We start from the raw sequence: 25880 nt of genomic DNA on the forward strand, positions 1-25880 counted from the left end.
TGGGCATAAGCTTAGGGCTCGACTACGATTTCGCGCGAGACGCAGTGGCTGGCCACGCAGGCCTGCGAGCCGTAGCCGCGCATGCTGAAGCGCACCGAGTACGTGCCGGGCCGACGGAAAACGTGCTGCGCCGTGCGGCTCTGCACAATGGTGCCGTCCCGAAAATCCCAGATATATTGCACGTTGCGGCAGGTGAGAAGCTGCGCCTCGGGCGAATCGAAGGACACGGGCTGGCCCACGCGCACGCGGGTGGTGGAGGCCGTGAAATCCACGATGTCCTGCTGCACGAGGTTGACGGGGATGTACTTCTGGCCGCGCCGGATTTCGCCGGTTTTGTCCACGATGACGTCGAGCTCAACCACGTAGTTTTTGCGCTCTTTGTAGCAGTAGCTCACCGTGGGGCCGGTGAGGGTGGTGCCGTCGCCCATGTGCCACTGGTAGGTGAAGGGGCCAGCGGGCTCGTCGATGGACGGGCGGCCGTCGAGGTCGACGCATAGCATGCGGGCCAGGGGCGGGCCGCAGCCCACGCTGGTGGTATCGCCGGCCTGCTGGGCCTGCGCGGCAAAGCCTACCAGTATGAGCAGCGCGGTCAGCAGCGGGGCTTTGGCGGAAATAAAGGCTAATGAAAAGCGCATATCAGAGGAGTGGGCAAGGAAAAAAGCGCGGCGGCTAGAATTTGTTGAGGCGCTGCATCACCTCGCGCAAGTAGGTCTGGCCCACGGGAATGTGCTTGGCTTCCACGATAACCGAGTTGTCTTCGAGGGCCTGAATGCGGTTGATATTGACGATGAACGAGCGGTGTACGCGCACGAAGCGGTTGCTGGGAAACTTCTCTTCCACGGCCTTCATGGTGCTGTACACGATGAGCTTGCTCTGGCCCGTGACGATGTGTACGTAGTCGCCGAGTGCTTCCACATAGCGCACTTCGTCGAAGCCGACGCGCACGAGCTTGTTGTCGACTTTCACGAAGGTGAAATCGGCGTCGGCATCGGGTGCTTCGATGGCATCGGGGCCGGTAGCGGCGGCGCGGCGCTCGGCCATTTCCAGGGCTTTTTGGGAGGCTTGCAGGAAACGGGCGTAGCTCACGGGCTTCACCAGGTAGTCGACCACGGCGTGCTCGAAGGCCTGCACCGCGTAATCTTTGCTGCTGGTGATGAGCACGACCAGCGGCGGGTGCTGGAGCATGCCCAATAACTCAATGCCCGAAAGCAGCGGCATTTCCACGTCGAGAAACAGCAGGTCGACGGGGGCGGTGCGCAGCGCCTCGGCGGCTTCGATGGGGTTGGTGAAGCTGCCGGCGGCTGTTAGAAAAGGCGTATTGTTGATGCAGTTGAGCACTACCTGAACCGACAGCGGGTCGTCATCAACCACTAAGCAACGCAGATTAGAAACAGCCATACACAAGCAGAATTGGGGGAATTTTGGTAACGAATGTAGGACGTACCGGTCAGTTTTCAAGTTCCGGCCCGTTCTTCCAGCTGCGGATACAGTTCGGCCAGCTGCTGGCGGATGGTGTCAAGCAGCGGCTCGCAGTAGGGCAGGGCGGGGTGGCGGGCGGCGCGCTCCAGCTCGTCGAGCTGGGTGTGCAGCACCGGTACCCCAAAGTAGGCTACCTGGCCCTTGAGCTTGTGGGCCGTGCTGGCCAGCGCGGCAGGGTCGGAGGGGCAGGTGGCGGCAAGCAGGGCTTCCAGGGCCGGAGCCTCGTTGAGGAAGGTGGTGATGATTTGGCGCAGGAAGCCTTCGTTGCCGCCGGCTAATTCTTCTAACAGGTGCCAGTCGGGCTTGAGCGTTGGTGGATTGGTAGGGTGGTGGTGGGTTGATGGGTTGGTGGTGTGTACTTCGTGGGGGGTGGTTGCTGACTCGGTACCGGCGGTGCTCCGGCCGGTGAAGTGGGCAATGCGGGCGTAAAGCACGGCCGGCTCAAAGGGTTTGGCGAGGGTATCATTCATGCCGGCGGCCAGGGCCAGGGCGCGGTCTTCGGGCAGCACGGAGGCCGTGAGGCCGATGATGGGCAACTGGCCGGCATCGGGAAAGTATTGGCGGATTTCGCGGGTGGCCCCGTAGCCGTCAAGCTCGGGCATCTGCACGTCCATCAGGATGGCATCGAAGGGCTGGGCCGCGCCGGTGATGGCTTCCACGGCTAGGCGGCCGTTTTCGGCGATGACCACCTGCACGTTCCAGGCTTCGAGGGTTTTACGAGCCACGAGTTGGTTGAGGGCATTGTCCTCGGCCACCAGCACGCGCAGGGCGGGCTCGAAGGGTGTGAGCAGGCCGGCGTGAGCATCGGGGCGGGCGGCGCTGGCATCGGCTACTTCGTAAGGCAGCTCGAAGAAAAACTCGGAGCCCCGGCCTTCCTCGCTGGTTACGCCGAGCTGGCCGCCGTGCAGCTGCACGAGGTTGCGGGCAATGCTCAGGCCCAAGCCAGTGCCGCCAAACTCGCGGGTGGTGGAGGTGTTAGCCTGCGAGAAATCCTCGAAAATGGCCCCCATCTTGTCATTTGGAATGCCAATGCCGGTGTCGCGCACGGCGAAACGAACGAGGGCGTGGCCTGTCGGGTCAGGCGTCGCCACGGTTTCTACCGTGACCGTTACGCCGCCGGCGCGGGTGAACTTGATGGCGTTGCCCACCAGATTCACCAGGATTTGGTTCAGGCGCACGGGGTCACCGAGCACGGCGGCGGGCACGTTGTCGGCCACGCTCACCGCGAAAAACAGGCCTTTGCTCTCGGTGGCGAATTTGAACATGGCCCCGAGGCGGCGCACGGCTTCGGGCAGGCGGAAGGGCACCTGCTCCAGCGTCAGCTTGCCGGCCTCCATCTTCGAGCTGTCGAGGATGTCGTTGATAATCACCAGCAGGTTTTGCGACGACGACTCGATGGCCGTGAGGTATTCGGCCTGCTCGGTGTTGGGGCGGGTGGCTTGCAGCAGGTTGGTGAGGCCGATAACGGCGTTCATCGGCGTGCGGATTTCGTGGCTCATGTTGGCCAGAAACTGCGCCTTGGCCCGGCGCGAGGCCTCGGCCGCGTCGCGGGCCACCACCAAATCGGCGTTGATGTCTTCGATGTGCGCCTTTTGCTGGCGCAGCTCGGTGGTCCGCTCGCGCACGGTGCGCTCCAGCACAAACTGCGTGCGCCGCAGGCTGCGCTCGCGGAAGCGCACCAGCCCGTAGGCTAGCCCGGCCAGCGCCAGCAGCGCAAACGTGCGGAACCACCAGGTGCGCCATATCGGCGTGGCGATGCCAAATGCGGCGGCCGCCACCGGGCTCCACGGGCCGGCGGCCCCGCGCCGCACCCGCGCCTCAAACACGTACTGGCCGGCATAGAGGCCCGGAAACTGGGCTTCGGGGGCGGTGCTGATGCGGCTCCATTCATCGGAGAGGCCGCGCAGGCGGTGCTGGTAAGTGAGGACTTCGCCGGCATTGAGGCTGATGCCCTGGAACGTAAAATTGACGCGGTGGCGGGTAGCTGACAGCCAGCTCAGCGCATCCAGCGCACGAGGCTCGCCGTCAACTTCGACCCCGGTGATGGCCAGGCCGGGCCGGCGGGCAGCCACGAGGCGGCGGGCGGCGGCCACTTCCACGCGCAGCAGGCCGGCGCGGGTACTCAGCCACGCCACCGCGCCCGTGCTCGGGCCGACAGCCAGGGCGGCCGGCCCGAGGCAATCGCGCGCCAATGAGTTATCAGCAGCAGCCAGCGGGGTGAAGACGCGGGTGCGGCAGTCAAGCAGCGTGAGGCCCTGGCGATGCACCAGCAGCAGCTGCGGGCCGGCGTGGCCAGGCGCGGCGGGCAACGGCAGCAGGCCGTAGGTGTAGTCGGATGGCAACTGACTGGCGGCCGTGAGCTGCTGCCACTGGCCGGAGCGCTGGCGGCAGTAGAGGCTCTGGCCCTCGGTGCCCACCCAGATGCGGCCGTCGGCATCCTCGGCCAGGGAGCTGGCATCGAGGCCCACGGAACCGAGGCGGTAATGCACGAATTCGTCCAGCACGGGGTCGTAGGCGGCGATGCCGGTGCCGTGCGTAGCCACCCAGACACGGCCGGTGTGGTCGGCCAGCAGGGCGTAGGTGGTGTTGTGCAGCAGGCCGTTGGCCGTGGTGAAATGGCGGATGCGCAGCGAAGAATCGGCGGGCAGCAGGTAGAGGCCATCGGCGGCGGTGCCCACCCATAGGCCGGAACCGGGCGCGTAGGCCAAGGCCGTGATGTTGAAATCGGGGTTGTTGGATAAGCCTGGTACAGCCTGCGGGATATGCGTAGGCGCGGCGGTGGTGTAAAGGCCCGTGGCGGTGCCCACCCAGAACCCGCCGCCCAGCCGGGCCGGGCGTGGCAGCAGTGCTTTTACTGACCCGCCGCGCAAAGCTGGCGCAACGAAGTCACCCTGCTGGGCAGGCGCAAGCCGGTTGGCGTGAAGCTTAAAAAAACGGTTGCCGCCGAATGCCGCCCAAGCCTCTGCCAGCTCTTGCTGATGCACCGTGGTGAGAGCCGGCAGCTGGCCCGCCGAGGTGGTCGGGTACGGTTCCAGCCGCAAATGCCGGTCCGAATGCCGCAGCAAACCCTGGCCGGCGGTGCCCAGCCAAGCGTTGCCTTCGCAGTCTTCGAGCAGGCAGGTAATGTCGGTGCCGGCAGGTAGGCGCAGGTGGTAGCGGCGCAGGTAGCGGCCGATGGCCGCAGTATCGACGGGCGAGGGGCCGTCGGCGAGCAGGAGCAGGCCGGCGGGCACGGCGCTGCGCCGGGCGGGGCTGAATGCGCCGCTGGCGGTTTGCTTCACCGAAATACCGCCCTGGTAGTGGCCCACCCAGAGCCGGCCGGTGGCGGGCTCCTCGCGCAATGACACCACAAAATCCTCAGCCAAGCCGTCTTTTTTGGTGAAGGCGGTGAACTGCGTCCCGTCGTAGCGAATGAGCCCTTCGCCGGTGCCCAGCCAGAGGTAGCCCTGCCGGTCCTGCAACAGCGCGTACACGAAGGCCGGCCGGAACCCCTCGGTGGGGCCAAATTGGCGCAGATAAGCCTGTTGGGCGCTGGCTGGCCGCGCCCAAGTGAGTAGCAGCCCTAGTAGCGCCAGCAGCAGCAGGCCCAGCCGGCGCATGTAGAAAAAGCGGAGAAGTAGTTTCAAGCAGAAAACGCCATCTGCCGGAAGGGGCAGTTGTTTGACGCTGCAAGGTAGAGCGGGGCGCTGAGCGGCGGGCCGGGTTTCCGATTACCGACGGGCGTGGCCCGTTGAAATTGAGGTTTTTCTCGACTGTATCGTGGATTCTGTGAGTCCGCGTATGAGCAGGCCCGGCGCGGACTCGCAGCGTCCACGCTACAGTTTACTTGGCCGTCACCTTGAATTCGGTGCGGCGGTTGAGCTGGCGGTTGCCTTTGCTGGTGTTGGGCACTTCGGGCTTGGTTTCGCCGTAGCCCATGGCCGTGAGGCGGGCCGCCGCAATGCCGTGTTGCGTGAGGTACGTGACCACGGCCTGGGCGCGACGTTGGCTGAGGTCCTGGTTCATGGCGGCTTCGCCCACGTCATCGGTGTGGCCGGCCATTTCCAGTTTCAGGGCAGGCGTTTCGGTGAGCAGCTTTTGCAGGCGCTCCAGCTCGGCGGTGCTTTCGGGGCGCAGGGTGGCTTTGCCAGTATCGAAGAAAATATTGCGCAGCACGATGGTAGTGCCGATTTCCAGCTTCTTCAGGGGAATGTCCTTCGTCACTTCGGCGAAGGCCGCGCCGGCGGGCAGGTCGAAGTTTTCGGAGTGAAACAGGTAACCCTCCTGCCGCACCACGATGCCGTAGTTGGTGCCCGAGGGCAGGCTCACGAGGTAGCGGCCCGAGGTGGCGTTGCTGCGGAAGTTGGCAATGGTCTGCCCGCTGGTGTTGTCAATCAGGTCAATGGCTGCGTCGAGTGGCTGCTTGGTGGCGTCGTCGGTCACGGTGCCCTTCAGAATCGTGACCTGGGCCGTGGCCACCGCCACCGCCGGAGCCAGCACCGTTTGCTTGATGGGCGCGAGGCGCGAGGCGAGCAATTGGTCTTCTTCGCTCAAAAAAGGCTGTTTTTCGGGTCCGAGGAAGGTGATGCGGTAGATGTCCTTCGCGCCCAAGCCGCCGGGCCGGTCGCTGCTGTAGTAGCCGTGCCGGCCCGAGGCGGAGGTCACAAAAAACACGTCGTCATCGGGCGTATTGATGGGCCAGCCCAGGTTCTCCGGCGTGCTCCACTTGCCATTCTCCAGCACTGATTTGAAGATGTCGTAGCCTCCCATCGAGTTGTGGCCTTCGGAGGAAAAGTACAGCGTCTTGCCATCGGGGGCCATAAAAGCGCCTTCCTCACCATAGGCCGTGTTGATGGCTGGCCCCAGGCTCACGGGCGTGTTTTTGCCGTCGAGGTCCACTTTATAAATATCCGAGCTGCCCGCGCCGCCTTCGCGGTCGCTCACGAAATAGAGGTAGCGGCCATCGGGTGAGTAGCTGGCCGAGGTTTCGTGGGCGTTGGTGTTGATGCGGCCGTTGAGGCGGCGGGGCTTGTCCCAGGCGCTGCCGCCGAGGGTGGTTTCGAGCAAATCGCCGCCGTTGGTGCCCACGTACACCAGCATCCGCTGGCCGTCGGGGGCGAGGCCCACGGTGGCGTTGTGGTCGTCGGTGTTCACGGGCGCGCCCAGGTTAGTGGCGCGGCTCCAGGCCTTGCCCTTCCAGGTCGATTGGTAGATGTCTTCAAAATAGCCGTTGCCCTCCGGGTCCTTCTTGCCGCCCGTCGAGCCCTCACGCCGCGAGGTAATCAGTATGGTCGACTCGTCGGCCGACACTACCGGGCCGTAGTCCGAGGCCTGCGAATTCAGCTCCGGCCCGGCGTTATCAATGAACACGCGCGTGGGGTGGGCCATCAGCTGCTGGCCGTTGCGGCACTCCTGGATGCGGCGCTGCAAGTCGTTGGGCGTGATGGTGCCGGCGTCGCCGTTGCGGGTGTTGCTGCCCACGGGCGTGGCCAGCTGGTATTCGGCCATGGCCTCGCGCCATTTGCCGCTCAGGTGCAGGGCGCGGGCCAGCAGGTAGTGGGTGCGGGCATCGGCAGTGGCATCCAGCTTGGCCGCCTTTTGCAGGTAGGGCAGGGCGGCGGTTTTGGTGGCCGAATTCAGGTAGCAGTCGCCGATTTTAACGTTCAGGGCCGCGTTGTTGGGGTTGAATTCCTGGGCCACCAGGAAGTGCGGCAGGGCCTGGGCGTAGCGCGGCGGGTCGGCGCGGTAGTCGTCGTCGCCGGCTTTCAGCTCGCGGTTGGCTTCGCGCAGGCCGTCCTTGTTATCGCCAAAGTTGTCTTTGGTGAAGGCCACGCTTTGGGCCGCAGCGGGTAGGGCGGTGATGGCGAGGAGCAGGAGGAATAGCAGACGGATAGGAAAGGACATAGTCAGAGATAGAAAAAAGAACGTCATGCTGAGCGCAGCCGAAGCATCTCTACTGCTTCGTTGCTTTAGTATTGATTAGTTGCGCGGTAGAGATGCTTCGGCTGCGCTCAGCATGACGTTCTTTATAAAGCGGGTTTAATAATAGCTACTCCACCGCCTCGCCCGCGCAGCCGGCGGCCGCCGCGTAGTTATTCCCCACGGCAATGCCCAGCTCGGCGGCTTTGCGCCAGTCCTGGCAGGCTTCATCGGCTTGGCGGAGCATTTCGCGGGCGTGGCCCCGGTTGAGGTAGGCCTCGGCGTAGTCGGGTTTCAGCTTGAGGGCGGCGCTAGCATCGGCGGCGGCATCGGCGTATTTTTCCAGCTTGAGCTGGGCGGCGGCGCGGTTGTTCCAGGCGTAGGCATACTTCGGGTCTATTTGCAGGGCCTGGCTGAAATCGGCAATAGCCCCGGCGTAGTCCTTGTTTTCGAAGCGGGCACTGCCCCGGTTGTTGTAGGCCAGCGCGTTGTCAGTTTTCTTCGCTAGGTAAGAGTCGTAGTCCTTCAGGGCCTGGGGCAGCTGGCCGGTGTGGCGCTCGGCAGTGGCGCGGTTCAGCAGGGCCGAGAGCAGCTCGGGCTGCAAGGCCAGGGCTTCGGTATAATCCTGGGCGGCGGCGGCGTAGTTGCCGAGCTTCTGCTGGGTGCTGGCGCGGTCGTGGTAGGCGTAGGCCAGCTTGAGGTCGGCCTTGATGGCCCCGTCGAAATCGTCGCGGGCGGCCTGGTAGTCGCCTTTTTCGAAGCGGAGCACGGCGCGGTTATACCAGGCCGGCGCATAATCGGCCTTGGCCTTCACGGCTTCAGAATAGTCGTTTTCGGCTTCGCTGAGCTGGTTTTGCGCCTCGTGGGTGCGGCCCCGGCCGAAGTAGCCGGCGTAATTGCCGGGCTCCAGCTTCAGGGCCTGGTCGTAGTCGGCCAGGGCCTGCGGGTATTCTTTCAGCTCGTAGCGGGTGGCGGCGCGGTTGGTGTAGGCGGCCGCAAAGTCGGGTTTGGCTGCGATGGCTTGGTCGAAGCTGGCCAGCGCCGCCGGGTAGCGCTGCTGGCTGAAGCTGGCCAAGCCGCTGTTGTAGGCCTTTTCGGCCAGCTGCGGGCCGGGCAGCGTGCTGGCCCGCACGGTATCGACCTGCGCCCGCACGGCGATAGGAGCACCCAGCAACACGAAGAAAAACAGACTCTTTTGTATCATAGCCAGATGCCAGGGCGAATGGGAAGCGTAGGCAACGAAGATATTGGATTTTTGGGTTTTAGCTATTAAAAAAGACCGTCATGCTGAGCGTAGCTGAAGCATCTCTACCGTTCAAGTAACCATTTACTATTGCGGTAGAGATGCTTCGGCTACGCTCAGCATGACGGTCAGCTAGGGTTCAGCTAGTCCTTTTTTGCCGCCTTCACCTTCCCAAAAATGCTCTTGGATAAAATCATGTGCGCCCCGCGCGTGCCGTCTACCACCTGCGTTACATCGAGGTCGCCGGCCACGCTGCACAGCATGTAGGCGTCGTCGCGGCTCAGGTGTTTTTCGGTCACCAGGAAGGCAATCATTTCGCGCACCGCGTCTTTGGCGGCCAGGGTTAGGTCCTCGTTCAGGCCCATGCTGATGTAGGCGGTGGGCGTTTCGGCGCGGGGCAGGGTTTGGTGCAGGTCTTTGCGCACGATGAACTGCAAGGTGCCGGTGAGTGAGGTTTCCAACGCCGTGATATCGACCTCACCGTTACCCTGGCCGGCATGCCCATCGCCCACAAAAAACAGGGCTCCCGCCGCGTGGACTGGCAAATACAGCGTAGTGCCGGCCACTAACTCCTTGTTATCGAGGTTGCCGCCGTGAATGCCGGGCGGCGCGCTGTTGATGCGGCCCGCCGCGGCCGGCGGGGCCACGCCCATGCTCCCAAAAAACGGCCGCAGCGGCACGTCGATGCCCGGCAGGAAGTGCGCCATCATCTTCTTGGCATCGAGCGGAATAATGCGCATTTTGGCGTAGCCGAAATCCTCCGGAATGAAGCCGCTTTTGGCCCCGAAAGCGTTGTAGGCGTAGGGAATGGCCAGGTCGATGGACTGAATGCGCACCTCCAGCACGTCACCCGGCTCGGCCCCTTCCACGAAAATGGGGCCGGTGAGGATGTGCCCGCCCGGCCCTTTGTTGGTGACGTGCTCGGTGATGTCGCGTAGGTTCGGCTCGACCTGCGCGGCGGGCAGGCCCGCGCCTTCCAGCCGGGCCGGCGTGGAGGTGATGAGCGTGTGGACCCGCACGGTTTCGCCGGACTTGATGCGCAGCACGGGCGGCGCGGCAGCATCGTAGTAGCCCCAGGCGGCGGTGGCGGGCGTGATGGGCAGCTCGTGCGGGGCGGCTTTCTGGGCCTGGGCGTGGGGCGGCGGGCCGAGCAGCAGCGCAGCCAGCGCGGAAATCAGGAAGCAAACTTTCATGCCGGTAAGTTCGCTCCGGGGTGGCAGTTGTCAATCACGCTGCCTGGGAGGCCGCGCTGGCTGGAGCTGGGCGAGTTGCGGCAATTAAAAACGGCCAAGAGTTTATACGCGGCTAAAAGGTGCCTGATTTGGCTTGAAAGCAGGTTTGCCAGGCCATTTTATTATTATGTTAAATTAAAGCAAATAGTGAATGCCCGCTTTTCGCTTGTTCAAGGTTTCGCATAATCCGGCAAATGTAGGGGAGGGGTCAGCCTCAATGCAATTGCCTGGCGGCAGCGGTGGCCGGGGCAAAGCCGGAAGCGTAGCGACTGTTAATGCGCACTATTCACCCGAAATTTGCCGCCGGATTCCACCAATTGCCCCGGCCAGCTGTTTCACCAGGCCGCCGTACTGCGCCAAAATTCTGCTTTCCCAATGACCCCAGCTACCGCCCCACTTTCCGCCGCCGAAACCAACCGCTACAGCCGCCACCTGCTGCTGCCCGAAATCGGCCCGGCCGGCCAGCAGAAGCTCAAAGCCGCCCGCGTGCTGGTGGTGGGCTGTGGCGGCCTGGGCTGCCCCGTGCTCCAATACCTAGCCGCCGCTGGGGTGGGCACGCTCGGCCTGCTCGACTTTGATACCGTGGACGACAGCAACCTGCAACGCCAGGTGCTCTACGCCCCCGCCGATGTGGGCCGCCCCAAAGCCGTGGTGGCCGCCGAAAAGCTGCGCGCCCAAAATCCGTTCATCGCGCTGCAAACGCATCAGGTGGTGCTCTCGGCGGCCAATGCGCTGGCGCTGTTCGCCGAGTACGATTTGGTGGTGGACTGCTCCGATAATTTTGCCACCCGCTACCTCGTCAATGATGCCTGCGTGGTGTTGGGCAAAGCGTTGGTGTTCGGGGCCATATTCAAGTTTGAGGGGCAGGTTTCGGTATTCAATTACCAGAATGGCCCCACCTACCGCTGCCTGCACCCGGTGCCGCCTGCTCCCGGCGAGGCTCCGAATTGCGCCGAAATCGGGGTGCTGGGCGTGCTGCCCGGCCTCATCGGCACGATGCAGGCCAACGAGGCGCTGAAAATCATTCTGGAAATAGGAGAGGTGCTGAGCGGCCGCCTGCTGCTGGTGGACGCCCTGAGCATGCGCTTCCAGACCATCCGCTTCCGGGCCGTGGCGGCCAATCAGCAACTCATCGCGCTGGCCCCTGACTACGCGGCGTTTTGCGGCGAAGCGCCACTTGAAGCGGCCCCGGCCCGCGCCCCCGAAATATCCGCTGATGAGCTCAAAGCCTGGCAGGCCAGCGGCCGGCCGCTCCAGCTGCTGGATGTGCGCGAGCCGCACGAGCACGCCCGCCGCAGCATCGGCGGGCAGCTGGTGCCGCTGGGCCAGCTGGCGGGGCAGCTAACCCGTTTGAAGCCCGATGTGCTGGTTGTCGTGCATTGCGCCAGCGGCGTGCGCAGCCAGAAAGCGGCGCTGCTGCTGCTGGCCAATGCCTTTGCCGAAGTGTACTCCCTGCGCAACGGCCTGGCCGATTATTGAGCTTCAGCTGAGCCGCAGCCGGGCCAGGCCGCCAGCCGGGCGCGGATATGGGTGAGTCGGGCTTGCTTGGGGGTTGCGCGCAGGGCCGTGGCCGTGGCCGTCCAGTACTGGTGGCCCGTGAGGAAACGCTCCTGTAGCTGAAACCAGGCGTGTTCGCCGGCGATGAGCTGGTAGGCCGTCAGCTCGCGGAACAGACTGGTGGAGATGGGCACAAAATCGGGGCGGCCCAAGTAGTCGAGGTCGGCATCGCAGAGGATTTGGGCCAGGTGGCAGCGGGGTTCCTGCGGGTATTGGGTGGCGGCAATCAGGCCGCAAATCTGCTCAATCTGGCCCGGCGAGTAGCCGAAATCCGGCAGCGTGGCGCGCACTATCTCGCAGCCCCGGGCCTCGTGGCCGGCATACGTGTGCAGGAAGCCCGCATCGTGGTACAGGGCCGCCGTGCGGAGCAGCGTCAGGCTTTCGGCATCGGTCACGCCTTCGGTGGCGGCCAGCGTGCGGGCTGCCTGGGCCACGTCGAGGGTGTGGGCCAGGCTATGGTAGTAGAGGGTGGGGGCCAGGCCCCGGCGCAGCTCGCGCACGACAAACGCTTCGGCAGATGAGGCTTGCATAGGACAGGAATGGGTGCGGTGAGATGATGACGCCCGGCAGCGCGCGCCGGCAAAAAAAGCGGAAAAAAGCAAAATGTGGAAAGCGGCCAGCAACTACTCCGCTACTGCGCGAAAATTAAAGCGTTGCAATAAATTTAGATATGCTTTATTAAGCGGCAGGATTATTCGCTACCTTGACTAACTATCGCCTTCGGCCATCGGTTTGTGAAGCCGTGCGCCTCCTGCTTGCAACGGGTTCTCGAAATCCTAATTTATTGAAAATTAAGCAGGTGTTTTTGACTACTGATGCCCATTACAAGGGGAATGGAGTAATTAATTCATCTTTGCGCGAACAAAGGAAACCGGCGCATAGCCGGTACCTGGCTCCGCCGGCCGGCCCGGCAATAGGGCCGTGACTTTACCCATTCTCCATTCGCTCCTCCCCGCGATGATGCCCTGCCTGCCCTACTGCTTTTCGTCCCAGCCGCCGGTGCCGCGCCAAGGAATGCGGTACGGATGGGCCACCCAATCTCCCGTCGCCGCCAAGACCCAGCTTTGCCCATGAGATGGATTTTTACGGTGCTGATTTTCTGGGTAACGGGCTGCCCGGTGGCTGCCCGGCAGCCCTACTGGGCGGCCGATTATGATTCGCTGACCCGTGCCCTGCCGCAACAGGCCTCCGATACTGCCCGCCTGCGGGTGGTGCAACACCTGCTCGACCTGCACCCCACCAACGTGCAGGCCCTGCCCTTGCTCGACCAGCTGTTGCGGCTCAACCAACAGCTGCAGCTGCTGGATGCAGTCCCCTACCGCCACCTGCGCAACGGGCTGGTAATGTGGCAGCAAGGAGGTGCCGATGCGGCCGCGCTGGACACCATCAAAGTAGCCGTGACGGAGTTTGACCGCCTGGGCCGGCCCATTCCGTGGCTGCTCATGGACCTGGTGACGCTCTATAACCGGCTGAACCGCATGGATGCCCGCAAGCGCTACTACGAGGAAAAGCTGACGTATTACCGCCTGCACGGGGCCACCGAGAACGTGGCCGCCTGCTACGTGTCGCAGGGCGGCTACTACCGGCGCATGGGCGACTACAACCGTGCCCTGAACAGCGTGCTGCGCGCCGCCGACCTGGTGCGGGCCTACGACCGGCCGCTTTACGTGCGCGAGCTGCTGGTGGCCGGGGCCGTGTATGCCGACTGGGGCAACCGCGCTAAGGCCGTGCAGTACCTGGGCCAGGCCCTGCGCCTGCCCGAATTTCGGCGCCTCCAGGGCCTGGAGCGGGTATTTACGTTCCTGGCCTTATCGCGCCTGTATGCCGAGGGCGGCCACCCCACCACCGCCCTGCGCATGGTGGATTCGGTGCTGACCGCCCGCGGCGGCGACGCCGCCGAGCGCAAGCTCAGCCAAGCCTACGCGCTGGTGCAGAAGGGCCGGGTGCTGCTGCAAATGCAGCGGGTAGGCCCGGCGGGCCAGCTCCTGGCGCGGGCCCAGCAACTCGGCGATTCGCTCCGCATCCCCATGTCGGGCAAGCCCGGCGAGTTTGAGCTGGACGCCGCCTGGGCCTGGTACTACACGGCCCGGCACGACGATGCCCGCGCCGAAAGCCACTGGCTGCTGGCCTACCGCAAGGCCACCGCCGCCCGCATCGAGCGCCTGCGGCCCGAATATTTAAAGCAGCTCATCGCCTTTTATGATGGCCGCAACCGGCCGGCCGAGGCCCAGCGCTACTCCCGCGCCTACATTGCCCTCACCGATACCCTCAATGCCGCCCAAAACACCTTCCACGTAGCCCAGTACGAAAGCGAGCGGACGGAACAAGCCCAGAACACCCGGATTGCCAGCCTGCAACAGGCGCAGGCCGTGCAGGCCGTGCGCCTGCGCCTGGGCCAATGGCTGCTGCTGGGCGCGCTGCTGACGGTGCTGCTGGTATCGGGCCTGGGGGCGTTCATCTACCGCCAGCTGCAAGTGAACCGGCGCACCCTGGCCCAGCTGCGCCAGACGCAGAACCAGCTGGTGCAGGCCGAGAAAATGGCCTTTCTGGGCGAGCTCACCGCCGGCATTGCCCACGAGCTGCAAAACCCGCTCACCTTCATGAAAAACTTTGCCGAAGTGAGCACCGACCTTGTGGAGGGCATGAACGGCGAGGGCACCGGCCCGGCTCCGGCGCTGGAAACCGAGATTCTGGCCGGCCTGAAGCAGAACCTCCAGCAAATCAGCCAGCACGGGCAGCGGGCTTCGTCCATCATCAAGGATATGCTGGAGCACTCGCGCTCCGGCACCGGCCAGTGCGTGCCCAGCGACCTTAACGCCCTGGCCGCCGAGTCGCTGTCGCTGGCGTACCAGGGCCTGCGCACCACCGACAAGGACTTCTACGCCACCCTGAGCAAGGAGCTCGACCCGCGCCTGGGGCCGGTGGCCCTGGTAACGCAGGACATGGGCCGCGTGCTCCTCAACCTATGCACCAATGCCCTGCACGCCGTGCGCCAGCGCCAGCGCGACCTGGCCCGGCAAGGCCAAGGCACTGCTGGCCCGGCCAGCTACCAGCCCACCGTGACGGTGCGCACCCGCCGCCCCACCGACAGCCCGGTGGTAGAAATTCTGATTTCAGACAATGGCACGGGGATGCCGCCGCACGTTCGGGAAAAAATATTCCAGCCCTTCTTCACCACCAAGCCGCCCGGCGAGGGCACCGGCCTGGGCCTGTCGCTGAGCTATGACATCGTGACCAAGGGCCACAGCGGCACCCTCACCGTGAAAACCCGGGAGGGCGAAGGCACCGAATTCCTCATTACCCTGCCCACCTGAGTTGTGGAGAAGCCAGCCAATTGGACGGGGCGCGCCGCCTGCTGGGCCTCGGGCCTGCGCCGCCTGGTGGTGGGCTGGAGCCTTCGCGGGGCCATAGCCGGCGGCGTGCTGCTGCCTGGGTCCGCGCCCGTGCAGGCCCAGCCCCAACTCCAAGCTCCGCCCGTCGACAGCCTGCGGGCGGCCCTGCGCGCCCATCCGCCGCCCGATGCCGGGCGCGTTAAAAGCCTGAACGCCTTGGCCCTGGAGCTGCGCAACAAAGCCCCCGACGAGTCGGCTGCCCTGTTTGAGGAGGCGCGCCAGCTGGCGCAGCTGCTGGGCTACACCGCTGGCGCGGCCGAAGCCGAGTTGGGCCTGGGGTTTTACCACCGCCACCGCAGCGAGTACGGCCTGGCCGAAAGTTTTTCGGAGCAGGCCCGGCACGACTTTGAGCTGAGCGGCGACCGGCTGGGACAAACCCGCAGCCTCTACAACCAATCGAGCGTGTACTCGGAGCAGGGGCTGTATGCCAAGTCGTTGCAGGCCAACCTGCGTGGCTTGGCCCTGGCCGAGGCGGCCCACAGCCAGAAGTGGCTGGCCTTTCTCAACACGCAGCTGGGCATTACCAGTACCTACCTGCACGAGTATGCAGCGGCCCGGCGCTACCTCACGCAGGGCCTGCGCTGGGCCGTGAGCTCGGGCGACCAGAACGGCATTGGCCACGCCTACACCGGGCTGGGCAACCTCTACCGCGCCCAAGGCCAATGGGCGGCGGCCCAGCGCAGCTACGAGCAGGATGCCAACATCTTCCGGCGGACCCAGGACGAGGCCGGGCTGATTTTTGAGGGAATCAATATCGGCGACATGGCTGAGCGGCAGGGGCACTATCCCGAAGCTTTTGCCAATGCCCGCCGCGCCCTGCGGCGCGCCCAGCGTCTGCGGGCCGTGGGCGAAGTGCCCCGGGCGCAGCTGGTGCTGGCCCGCACGCTGCTACACACCGGCCGCCCCGATAGTGCCATCAGCTACGCCCTGCAAAGCCTGGAGGCCACGCGCCGCAGCGGAGCCCGGCAAGTCAGCCGCGACGCCAGCCAGGTGCTGGCCCAGGCTTCGGCCCGGCGCGGTGATTTCGCGGCCGCTTATCGCTACGAGGAGTTGTTTGGCACTTACCGCGACAGCCTCAACAGCAGCGACCTCCGGCGGCAGGCGTCCGTACTGGAATACCGCGCCGAGCTGGCCCGCAAACAGGTTCAGATTGGAACGCTCACCAACACCAGCCGCCTCATCCAAACCCAAAACCGCCAGCAACGCTGGCTGCTGCTGGGGGCGCTGCTGGGCCTGGGAGCCGTGGGCACCCTGAGCGCCGTGCTCTGGCGCAACAACCGCGAAAAGCAGCGCGCCTACGCCCTGCTCAAGCAGCAGCAGGACGAGCTGCGCGCCGCCCAAAGCCAGCTGGTGGCCGCCGAGAAATGGGCTTTCGTGGGCGAGCTTTCGGCGGGCATTGCCCACGAGCTCCAGAATCCGCTGGCGTTCATGAAAAACTTTGCCGATGTGAGCGTGGGCCTGCTCGACCACGACCCCGCCGCCCGGCCTGCCGGCCTGGAACAGGAAATAATGGCCGGCCTGAAGCAGAACCTGCTCAAAATTAGCCAGCAGGGCCAGCGGGCTTCCGCCATCATCACCGATATGCTGGCCCATGCCCGCACCGGCACCGGCCCGCGCGTGCCCACCGAGCTGAATGCCCTGGTGGCCGAGGCCCTGGCGCTGGCCTACCAGGGCCTGCGCGTGCAGGACCCCACCTTTCATGCCACGCTGGTGCAGGACTTTGCGCCCAATCTGGCTCCGGTGCCCGTGGTGCCCTCCGACCTCACCCGCGTGCTGGTGAACTTATGCACCAACGCCTTGCACGCCGTGCGCCAGCAGGAAACGGCCGCCGTGGCCGCCTACCAGCCCACCGTGACGGTGAGCACGCGCCAGACCGCCGCCGGGGCCGTCGAAATTCGGGTGTATGACAATGGCACGGGGATGCCGGAGCACATTTGCGAAAAAATCTTCCAGCCCTTCTTCACCACCAAGCCGGTGGGCGAGGGCACGGGCCTGGGCCTGTCGCTGAGCCACGAAATTGTGACCAAGGGCCACGGCGGCACCCTGGCCGTGACAAGCCGCGAGGGCGAAGGCACCGAATTTATCATCAGCCTGCCGCCGGGCGGCAAAGCATAACGGCTGGCGTAGTACATTTCAAGCCGTTTGGGGGCGGGGCCGAAGCCGGGCACGGGGGAAATTCGGCCCCGCTACTCACCTTTGCAGCGGCCCGCGTGCCGTTTCCTGCTCTACTTTCTTCCTTCTGCGCTCCTCACTACTATGGCTCACTCGGCTGGTTACGGCGACCTTTTTTACCTGGCCCCGACGGCGTATGGCATCATGCGCGGCCTGAGCCGGTTTCTGGACCTGCCGCAGCGGCTGCCGCGCTGGCACCGGGCGCTGAACTACATCTGGGTGCCGGCGGCGGCGTTTGTGGTTATTGGGTTGGCTTTCAGGTACAAATCGCCGGTTTTGGTTGATGTATACTGGCTGCTGCTGCTGGTTGCGCTGCTGGCCGTGCTGCTGGCCGTGCGGCACTACCGCCCGGCGCGCACGCTGCTGTTTGCCATCGCCCCTTTGGCGGTTTATAAAGTGCTCGAAATTCTTATCGAAGACTCCAATGGTAAGATTCCCAAGAGCTTTGATGCTTTCCTGGATAATTCGCTGGGCTTCGTCATTATCTGGCTGATTACGTTTGTTTTCATTGCCCGCAGTCAAAAGAAGCAGCTCGAAAAAGAGCGGGTGCTGCGCGAAGAGGAAGAGAAAGCCAAGCGCCTCATCGAGGCCCAGAACGTGGAGCTGGAACGTTTGGTGGCTGAGCGCACCGCCGCCCTCACGCAGCAGGCCCAGGAGCTGAGCGGCGCTTTGGTCGAACTGCGCATCACCCAGGCCCAGCTGGTGCAGTCCGAAAAAATGGCCAGCCTGGGCGAGCTCACCGCTGGCATTGCCCACGAGATTCAGAACCCGCTCAACTTCGTCAACAACTTCGCCGATGTGAGCGCCGAGCTCATCACCGAGCTGGAAGAAGAACAGCAGAAGCCCGACCGCGACCTGGCACTGGAAGCCGAGCTGCTGACCGACCTCAAGCAGAACCTGCGCAAAATCAGCCAGCACGGCGGGCGGGCGGCCAGCATTGTGCGCGGTATGCTGGAGCACTCGCGCACCAGCTCCGGCGAGCGCACCCCCACCGACCTCAACCAGCTGGCCGACGAGTACCTGCGCCTAGCCTACCACGGCCTGCGCGCCAAGGACAAGACCTTCAACGCTACGCTCCAGCCCGATTTCGATGCTGCCCTGCCGCCCGTCGAAGCTATTGCCCAGGACCTGGGCCGGGTGCTGCTCAACCTGCTCAGCAATGCCTTCTACGCCGTGCGCCAGCGCCAGCTGCGCGGCGAGGCCGGCTACGCGCCCACCGTGGGCATCAGCACCCGGCGGGTGGGCGAGAAAGTGGAAATCCGGGTGCGCGACAACGGCCAGGGCATTCCCGCAGCCGTGCGGGCCAAAATATTTCAGCCCTTTTTCACCACCAAGCCCACCGGCGAGGGCACCGGCCTGGGCCTGTCGCTGAGCTACGATATTGTGACGCAGGGCCACGGCGGCACCCTCTCCGTCACCTCGCAGGAAGGCAGCTTTACCGAGTTTCTGATTAGCTTGCCTATTAATCACGCCGGCTGATTATTGGCCACCCCCGGCAACTGGCCTTGCGCAAGGCCCACCCGCCACACCCGCCGCTGCCCTTGTTTCTCCTTTCTGATTCTACCACCAGCCCCCGCTGCTAAGCCACTGAACCAAGGCCTGTACTTAGCGGTTAGGGCTGGGCTTCGGTTGGTAGCTTTGCGAATAAGCGCCAGCTTCATCATCCGCTTTTTTAGAACCAGCTCGTTGATTTGTTTTATTCCCCGGATTGCCGCTTTCCGTAGGCTTGGCTGGCTGGGCATGTGGCTGGCCGTGCTGCTGGCTGGCCCGGGGCCGGCGGTAGCCGGGGCACCGTCGCCGGGGGCGGCCGTGGATAGCCTGCGCCATCTCCTCACGCTGCCTCAAACCGATTATGACCGCGTGACGCTGCTTTGCCAAATCAGCGACCAGCTCTGGACCCAGCACACCGACTCGGCTGCCGTGTACGCCAACAAAGCCCTGGCCCTGGCTCGCCGCATTCACTACCGGCAGGGCGAGGGCGCAGCCCTCAACCGCTTGGGGGCCGCCCTGCGCGAGAGCAACCTGGCGCGTTCGCTGGAAGTATTTCAGCAGTCGCTGCACATTGCCGAAACCACCCACGACCAGGGCCTGATAGCCCAGAACCTGCGCAGTATCGGCATCATCTACGTATATCTGCGCGACAAGCGCCAGGGGCTGGCCTACTATTTCCGGGCCCTGAAAATTGGCGAGCAGCTGCACGACGATAACCGCACGGTGATTGAGCTGAGCAATATCGGGCTGGCGTATGACTTGTTTGGTCAGATTGATTCGTCCCGGATTTTTCAGGAGCGTGCCTATGCCCTGGCCCGCCGCCTGCACACGCCCACCAACTACATTCTATACGGCCTGGGCAACGTGGCCCGCAAAAGTGGCCAGGTGGCGCAGGCGCGCACGTTCTACTACCAGAGCATTGCCGAATCGAAGAAGGTGCATCACCTGCGCAGCCTCAATTTCGCCTACGTGGGCCTGGCCCAGCTTTACCAGCAAACCGGCCAGCCCGATTCCAGCATCTACTATGCCCGGCTGGGCTGCCAGGCGGCCCAGACCAACGGCTTTCTGCGCGGCGTGCTCAACGCCAGCACGCTGCTCACCCAGGACTTTAAGCAGCGCGGCCGCCCCGACAGCGCCCTCAAGTACCAGAGCCTCATGCTGGTGATGAAGGACACGCTGTTTGGGCAGGAAAAGGTGATGCGCCTGCAAAGCCTCAACTACCGCGAGCAGCAGCGCATGCAGGCTGCCGCCGCCAGCCAGGCCGCGCTGCGCGCCCGCTACCGCACCGCCGGGCTGGTGGGCCTGCTGGTGGGCCTGCTGGTGCTGGCCATCATTCTGGCCCGGCACGGCCGCCAGGAGGAGCGCGCGCGCCGGGCGCTGGAGCAGTCGCTGGCCGAGCTCAAAACGGCCCAGGACCAGCTGGTGCAACGCGAGAAAATGGCTTTCCTCGGCGAGCTCACGGCGGGCATTGCCCATGAGTTGCAAAACCCGCTCAACTTTGTGAAGAACTTTGCCGAAGTGAGCACCGAACTGGTAGACGGCATAAACGGCGACCCGCACAACCCCGCCCGCGACACCACCCTGGAACGCGAAATCCTGGATGGCCTGAAGCAAAACCTGAAGCAAATCAGCCAGCACGGGCAGCGGGCCACGTCCATCATCAAGGGCATGCTGGAGCACTCGCGCACCGGCACCAGCCAGCGCGAGCCCACCGACCTCAACGCCCTCATCGAAGAAAGCCTGCGCCTGGCCTACCAGGGCCTGCGCACCAAAGACAAGGACTTCACCGCCGAACTCATCACCCGGCTGGCCCCCGCGCTGCCGCCCGTATCGGTGGTGCCGCAGGACCTGGGCCGGGTCCTGATTAACCTGTTTACCAATGCCTTCCATGCCGTGCAGCAGCGCCAGCGCCAGCACGGTGCCCCCGGCTACCAGCCGGCCCTCACGGTGAGCAGCCGGGTGGCGGCGGGGCAGGTCGAAATCAGCATCCGGGACAACGGCACGGGCATGTCCGAGAAGGTGAAGGCTAAGGTATTTCAGCCCTTCTTCACCACCAAGCCGGTGGGCGAGGGCACCGGACTGGGCCTGTCCATGAGCCACGAGATTGTGACCAAGGGCCACGGCGGCACGCTGGCCGTGGAAAGCCAGGAGGGCCAGGGCACCGAATTCATTATCCGCCTGCCGGCCTAAGCCGGGCCACGCCCTACCTTTGGCCCCACTACTTTCCAAGCATCCACCCCATGCAGATTCTGGTTGTTGACGACGAAACCGATGTGCGCGACCTGTTTTTGCAGCGTTTCCGCCGCGAAATCCGCAACGGCGAGATGAGCTTCAGCTTCGCCTTTTCGGGCGAGGAAGCCCTGACCTACCTGCGCGCCCACCACTCCGAGGTGCTCATCATTCTCTCCGACATCAACATGCCCGGCATGAGCGGCCTCGACCTGCTCGGCCACGTCAAGGAGGAGTTCGAAATGCCGCCCACCACCATGATGATGATTACGGCCTACGGCGATAACGCCAGCTACCAGCAGGCCATGAGCCTGGGGGCCAATGATTTTCTGACCAAGCCCGTGGATTTTGCAGTACTAAAGGAAAAGCTCCAGCACCTGCTGCCGTAATTGGTTGGTAGGGAAGTTCAGAACGTCATGCTGAGCTTGTCGAAGCATCTCTACCGCTTCGTTGCTTTGATTGAATTAGTGTTGAGGTAGAGATGCTTTGGCAAGCTCAGCATGAGGTTCTGCAAGGGTTGCATGACGCTTCCGCCCATTTCTACCGTATTTTCGTCCAGTTATTCGCCTTCTGCCTACCCCTATGAAAACCAAGATTCTGGTGGTCGATGACGAAGCCGACCTCGAACTGCTTATCAAGCAGAAGTTTCGGCGCAAAATTCGGGAAAGTACGTACGAGTTTCTCTTCGCCACCAACGGCCAGGAAGCCCTCGACCGCATCCTCGAACACCCGGATACCGACGTCATCCTCTCCGACATCAACATGCCGGTGATGGACGGCCTCACCCTGCTCACGCGCACCCACACCGAGCACCCGGCCATGAAAACGGTCATCGTATCGGCCTACGGCGACATGGGCAACCTGCGCACGGCCATGAACCGGGGCGCGTTCGATTTCGTGGTGAAGCCCGTTGACTTTGCCGACCTGGAACTGACCATCGAAAAAACCGCCGACCAGGTGCGCCAGCTCCGCGACACGCTCCGCGCCATCCAGGAAAACAATATCCTGAAGATGTACGTCGACGAAACCGTGCTCAATTTCATGACACGGCCCGACTTCGAAAACCGCCTCCTGGCCTCCGAAACCGTGGAAGCCACCGTAATTTTCCTCGACATCTGCGGCTTCACCGCCTTGGCCGAGAAGCTGCCGCCCACCGACGTGGTGAGCCTGCTCAACACGTATTTCGACCTGGTGGTGAAGGAGTTCATAGCCCAGGGCGGCCACGTCGACAAGTTCATGGGCGATGCCGTGATGGCCGTGTTCCGGGGCGAGCACCACCTCGACCGCGCCATCGACGCCGCCCTTTCGGCCCGCACCGCGCTGCAACAGAGCCAAGCCCCGCTGCCCCCCGGTTTCGACTACCGCCCCAAAGTGAGCATTGGCATAAACACCGGCGAAGTCGTGTCCGGCAACATCGGCTCGGCCTCCCTCAAACGCTTGGACTACACCGTGATTGGCGACGTGGTGAACATGTCACAACGCCTGCAATCCGCCGCCAAAGCCGGCCAGATTATCATCAGCGAAGCCGTGTATCTGAAGGTGAAAGAGTCCTTCCACTGCCAGTATATTGATGAGGTTGCGCTCAAAAACAAGGCGCTGCCCGTGAAGATTTACGAAGTGGTGGAGTAAGCAGTAGCGCGAACTTTGTAGTCCGCGTCCCCGCGCCGTTTCAACGACTCGCTAAATGCGCGGGGACGCGAATTACAAAGTTCGCGCTACTGCTCGTCTATCCCGCCAGCTCCCGCATCTTCTCATTCTGCGCCCTGATGCGTTGGCACAGCATCCGAAGGATGTTGCGCAGCACTTCGCCGCGCTCCTCCATCACGTCGTAGAAATCTTCTTGGTCGATGCGAAAGGCCAGCACCTCGTTCAGGGCCGCCGCCGTGGCCGAGCGCGGCTCGGCATCGAGCAGGGCCAGCTCGCCAAAAAAGTCGCCCGTCCCGAACGTGGCCAGCTGCTGCGGACCGTTGAAAATGCCCACCTGGCCATCATGCACGATGAAAAGCGAGGTGCCAATGTCGCCCTTGGCAAAGATTTCCTCACCCTCCCGGAACGTCACTTCCTTCATAATGGGCACGATGCTGCTGAGCACGTTTTCGGGCGTGGTGGCAAACAGGGCGGTGCTTTTGAGCACCACCACCCGCTCCAGGGCGGAGATTTTAGACTCGGCGGCGGCGTGTGAATGGCTCATGGCGGGCAGGGTGAGGGCGGATAAGGGCTGGCCCAGGTGGGCAGCCAGCGCGGCGGCGGCCAGCTGGGCACTGTCGCGCAGCAGCAGATAAGGCGAAGTGAGGTAGGGGCGCAGCAATTCCAGCGCGTCAGGTTCGGTGGGTTGCCAGTGGCGCAGGGCCACGCTCAGCGTCCACGATGTGAAGGCGACGTGGCCGCGCCGCAGCAGCAACGTGGGCAGTGCTTCGGCGAGTGGTTGCTCGGCTACCAGATGCGGAGGTGGGGCCACCGCGCTGCCCGCCGCCGAGGCCGCGCCCATGGCCGCCATCGGGTGCGGGCGGCCGGGCGCACTGTGCGCCGTGAGGCTGGCAAACAGCCGGGCCTTTTCCGCCACCGGCGAGTCGTCGAGCAGCGCCTGCAAGCCCTGGTAAATGGGCCGGGGAATCAGATTGTCGAGGATTTCGAGGGCGTTGGCCTGGCGTTCGCGGGCGGCGTGGGCCACGTTGCGCTGGGCCGTGGCCACCAGTTCGGCGTCATAAAGCTGGGCCAGCAGGCCGAACACGCGTTGGTGCAGCAGCATCAATTCGTAGTCGATGGTGGCCTTGAAATCCGTGCCGCCCGTTGCCAGCAGCCCTTGCAGCAGCTGCGCCGCCAGGGCAAATTCTTCGCGCAGCAATTGCTCAAACACCGGCCGGTTGGCTGTGCGGGCCGGGAAGCGGCGCAGCGCCCGTAGCGCTACTCCACGCGAGAACAGGTGCGGGTGCCGGGCCAGCTCCACCAGCGCGGCGCGGCTGGCCGGCGTATCCAGGCGCTCAAGCACCGTGGACAGACGGTGCGGATGGGCGGGCTCCGCGTCGCGCAGCAGGGCTTCGCGCACCAGCGGCACCACGCCCGGACCCAGCGCCACAAGGCTATCGGCGGCCGTTTGCCAGCGGCGCTTGTCGTTGAGCGCGGCCAGCAGGTGATGGGCCAGCTCCAGGTGCCCCACGGTGCCAATGGCGTGCAGGGCGGCTTGCGCAACTGCCGGCTCGGTGCTGGCCAGCTGGCGCTCAATTAATTCCTTTTGAACATCCAGCGGGAAAAGGGGGAGCAGCGCCAGCGCCGCCAGCTCGGCGGTAGGGCCGGGGTTGCTTTCCGCATTGGGCAGCAGTTGGTAGAGGCTGTGCTGCGCAGTTTCGTGTTGCGAATCAGCTTCCAGGCTACCCCGGATGGCACCTTGGCGGGCGGCCAGGTCGGGGCCGGCCAGCAGCGCGGCCACGGCGGGCGCGGCGGGAATGGCGGCGGCCAGCTGGCGGGCGGCGGCTTCGCGCACGGCGGGGGCGGGGTCGCGCAGGGCCAGCGCCTGGAGGGCTTCGGCAGGCAGCGGCCGGGCTTCGGGCGCAGCCAGCAGGGCCAGGCGAATGCGCTCGTCGGGGTGTTCGAGCAGGCGCGGGGCGTGCTCGGGCAGCAACTTAGGCTCGTGCTGCCGCAGCCAGGCCACGGCGTTCAGCACTTCGGTGGGGTGGGGGCTGAGCAGGTGGGCCAGCACGACGTGGCGGGCGGCGTCGGGCAGGGCCAGGTCGGCGGTTTCGGCGAAGCGGCGGCCCAGGCCCTCCTTCAATTCGGCCAGATAACTGAGATACGTGCGGCGCAAAAACAGCAGCGACACTAGCAGCAGCGCCCCCATCCAGACCAGCGGCAGGCCGCCATCGAGCCGGCCCGACGAGCGCAGCGCGAAGAACAGTCCGCCCGTCAGGGCCATGCCCAGCGGCTCATAAAAACCCTTGGCCAGCGTGTGGGCCGCCAGCCGCTGCGGTGGGGCCAGCGGCTGAAACAGCACCAGAAACACGGGGTCGAACACGGTGCGGCGCAGCACTTCGAGCAGCAGGTACAGCCCGCAGTAGAAGGCCAGCTGCCCGGTGGCCGAGTAGCCACTGGCCACTTTGTAGCCACCAAACACGGCCAGCGCCACCAGCGCCACCACCGGCAGCAGCCGCAGCGACCACTGCACGCCGTAGCGCTCCAGCGCCTGCCGGCTCACCAGTAGCTTGAAAAACGTGGCCGCTAAGTACGTGGCCGCTAGTAGCCAGCCCACCGACTGCATTACATCCTCCGCCTCATGAAACTTGTGCTTCACGTTCAGAAAAAACATATACTCCACGCCCGTAACCACGGCCGCGATGGCCACCAGGCTCAGGCACATGGCCAGTACCAGCTGGCTGCCGCCGAACAGCTGCTGCACCAGCTTTTTCTGGGGCCGCGCCACCGCTCGCACCGGCCGCGCCATGGCCTCTACCACGTGCGAGCTGAGCGTGGCGCGCAGCGTGAACAGCGCCCCCAGGTAGGCCACAAACGACACAACCAGCAGCACCGGCAACTGCCCGTCGCCGTGGATGAGGGCGGCCAGCACGGCTCCCAGCGCCTTGGCCGGCATGTCGCCCGAACTGATGATGCTGAACAGGCGCTTGCTCTGCCGCACATCAAACACCACCGCCGAGATACCCCAGAATTCGAGGTTCGTGAGCAGATAAATGACCCGGTAGCCCGCCAGAATGGCCACCGCCGCCGCCACCGAATGGCCCACCGCCACCAGCACGCCCAGCACGCCCACCAGCGCCACTACGGCCAGAAGCACGCGCACGGCCAGCTTTTTGAGCAGGTAATGGTGCTCGAAATGGGTGTACACCTTGCTCACGGCCATCATGGCCAGTGCCCCCACGAGGTAGCCCAGCGGCAGGCTGTGCTCGGGGTTGTGCTCCAGCAGCAGCACGTTGGCGGCCACGTACACCAGCACCGAGCCGATGCCGAGCAGGAAATTATGCAGCAAAAACAGCCCCACAGTGCGGGTTTCGCTGGCTTTGATGCCGAAGAGGTTTTGCAGAGAAGCGGCCGAAATCATGCAGGAAAGGGGCTGGGCCAGGCGGTCCGGCCGTAGCCAAAGATACACGGCATGGTATGTAGCACGGACTCTGTAGTCCGCGCGTTTTGGAGCCTTACCGGTTTGGCTTTTATTCCTCCACTCGCGGACTACAGAGTCCG

15 protein-coding genes are annotated in these 25880 nt (G+C 64.4%); 7 read left to right on the forward strand and 8 right to left on the reverse strand.

Annotated elements, in window-relative coordinates:
- Positions 1 to 11: 11 nt before the first annotated feature.
- From ACVWYF_RS18200 to ACVWYF_RS18225, 6 genes are all read right to left on the reverse strand, one after another.
- Positions 12 to 635, reverse strand: coding sequence for a PKD domain-containing protein (locus ACVWYF_RS18200; protein WP_457070644.1), 624 nt, complete (start codon positions 633 to 635; stop codon positions 12 to 14).
- A gap of 34 nt (positions 636 to 669) precedes the next feature.
- A complete protein-coding gene (locus ACVWYF_RS18205) occupies positions 670 to 1398 on the reverse strand; it encodes a LytR/AlgR family response regulator transcription factor (protein ID WP_457070646.1) in 729 nt (242 codons plus the stop codon).
- Positions 1399 to 1454: 56 nt separating this feature from the next.
- Complete coding sequence (locus ACVWYF_RS18210; protein WP_457070648.1) at positions 1455 to 5105, reverse strand: ATP-binding protein; 3651 nt, start codon at positions 5103 to 5105, stop codon at positions 1455 to 1457.
- A gap of 196 nt (positions 5106 to 5301) precedes the next feature.
- Positions 5302 to 7362, reverse strand: a complete 2061-nt coding sequence (locus ACVWYF_RS18215) for an OmpA family protein (protein ID WP_457070650.1) — start codon at positions 7360 to 7362, stop codon at positions 5302 to 5304.
- Between the two features lie 145 nt (positions 7363 to 7507).
- Positions 7508 to 8581, reverse strand: coding sequence for a tetratricopeptide repeat protein (locus ACVWYF_RS18220; protein WP_457070652.1), 1074 nt, complete (start codon positions 8579 to 8581; stop codon positions 7508 to 7510).
- 182 nt (positions 8582 to 8763) lie between these two features.
- The gene (locus tag ACVWYF_RS18225) at positions 8764 to 9813 is read right to left on the reverse strand and encodes an acetamidase/formamidase family protein (RefSeq protein ID WP_457070654.1); all 1050 of its coding nucleotides are present in this window, start codon (positions 9811 to 9813) and stop codon (positions 8764 to 8766) included.
- Positions 9814 to 10227: 414 nt separating this feature from the next.
- Here ACVWYF_RS18225 and moeB point away from each other — a divergent pair, with 414 nt between their 5' ends.
- Positions 10228 to 11331, forward strand: a complete 1104-nt coding sequence (gene moeB, locus ACVWYF_RS18230; RefSeq protein ID WP_457070656.1) for a molybdopterin-synthase adenylyltransferase MoeB — start codon at positions 10228 to 10230, stop codon at positions 11329 to 11331.
- On the opposite strand, the gene ACVWYF_RS18235 is transcribed toward moeB, so the two are convergent.
- Positions 11325 to 11939 carry an HD domain-containing protein gene (locus ACVWYF_RS18235; protein WP_457070658.1) on the reverse strand — a complete coding sequence of 205 codons (615 nt, stop codon included), beginning with the start codon at positions 11937 to 11939 and terminating at the stop codon, positions 11325 to 11327. The two genes, moeB and ACVWYF_RS18235, sit on opposite strands and share 7 nt — an antisense overlap.
- Positions 11940 to 12479: 540 nt before the next feature.
- Between ACVWYF_RS18235 and ACVWYF_RS18240 the strand changes: the two genes are divergently transcribed.
- The 6 genes from ACVWYF_RS18240 to ACVWYF_RS18265 all read left to right on the forward strand — a co-directional run bounded on the left by ACVWYF_RS18240 (position 12480) and on the right by ACVWYF_RS18265 (position 22322).
- The gene (locus tag ACVWYF_RS18240; protein ID WP_457070660.1) at positions 12480 to 14723 is read left to right on the forward strand and encodes a tetratricopeptide repeat-containing sensor histidine kinase; all 2244 of its coding nucleotides are present in this window, start codon (positions 12480 to 12482) and stop codon (positions 14721 to 14723) included.
- 3 nt (positions 14724 to 14726) lie between these two features.
- On the forward strand, positions 14727 to 16916 hold the full coding sequence (locus tag ACVWYF_RS18245; protein WP_457070662.1) for an ATP-binding protein: 2190 nt from the start codon (positions 14727 to 14729) through the stop codon (positions 16914 to 16916).
- 141 nt (positions 16917 to 17057) lie between these two features.
- Entirely contained in the window at positions 17058 to 18452 is a 1395-nt protein-coding gene (locus ACVWYF_RS18250; protein WP_457070664.1) for a sensor histidine kinase, read from the forward strand.
- A 207-nt stretch (positions 18453 to 18659) separates the two neighbouring features.
- Complete coding sequence (locus ACVWYF_RS18255) at positions 18660 to 20654, forward strand: tetratricopeptide repeat-containing sensor histidine kinase (protein ID WP_457070667.1); 1995 nt, start codon at positions 18660 to 18662, stop codon at positions 20652 to 20654.
- A 50-nt stretch (positions 20655 to 20704) separates the two neighbouring features.
- The gene (locus ACVWYF_RS18260; RefSeq protein ID WP_342295329.1) at positions 20705 to 21082 is read left to right on the forward strand and encodes a response regulator; all 378 of its coding nucleotides are present in this window, start codon (positions 20705 to 20707) and stop codon (positions 21080 to 21082) included.
- 193 nt (positions 21083 to 21275) lie between these two features.
- The gene (locus ACVWYF_RS18265) at positions 21276 to 22322 is read left to right on the forward strand and encodes an adenylate/guanylate cyclase domain-containing protein (protein ID WP_457070669.1); all 1047 of its coding nucleotides are present in this window, start codon (positions 21276 to 21278) and stop codon (positions 22320 to 22322) included.
- Positions 22323 to 22419: 97 nt separating this feature from the next.
- Here the strand turns inward: ACVWYF_RS18265 and ACVWYF_RS18270 are convergent, their stop codons facing one another.
- Positions 22420 to 25740, reverse strand: coding sequence for a cyclic nucleotide-binding domain-containing protein (locus ACVWYF_RS18270; protein WP_457070671.1), 3321 nt, complete (start codon positions 25738 to 25740; stop codon positions 22420 to 22422).
- Positions 25741 to 25880 lie beyond the last annotated feature (140 nt).

The sequence above is a fragment of the Hymenobacter sp. UYAg731 genome, from assembly GCF_054061335.1.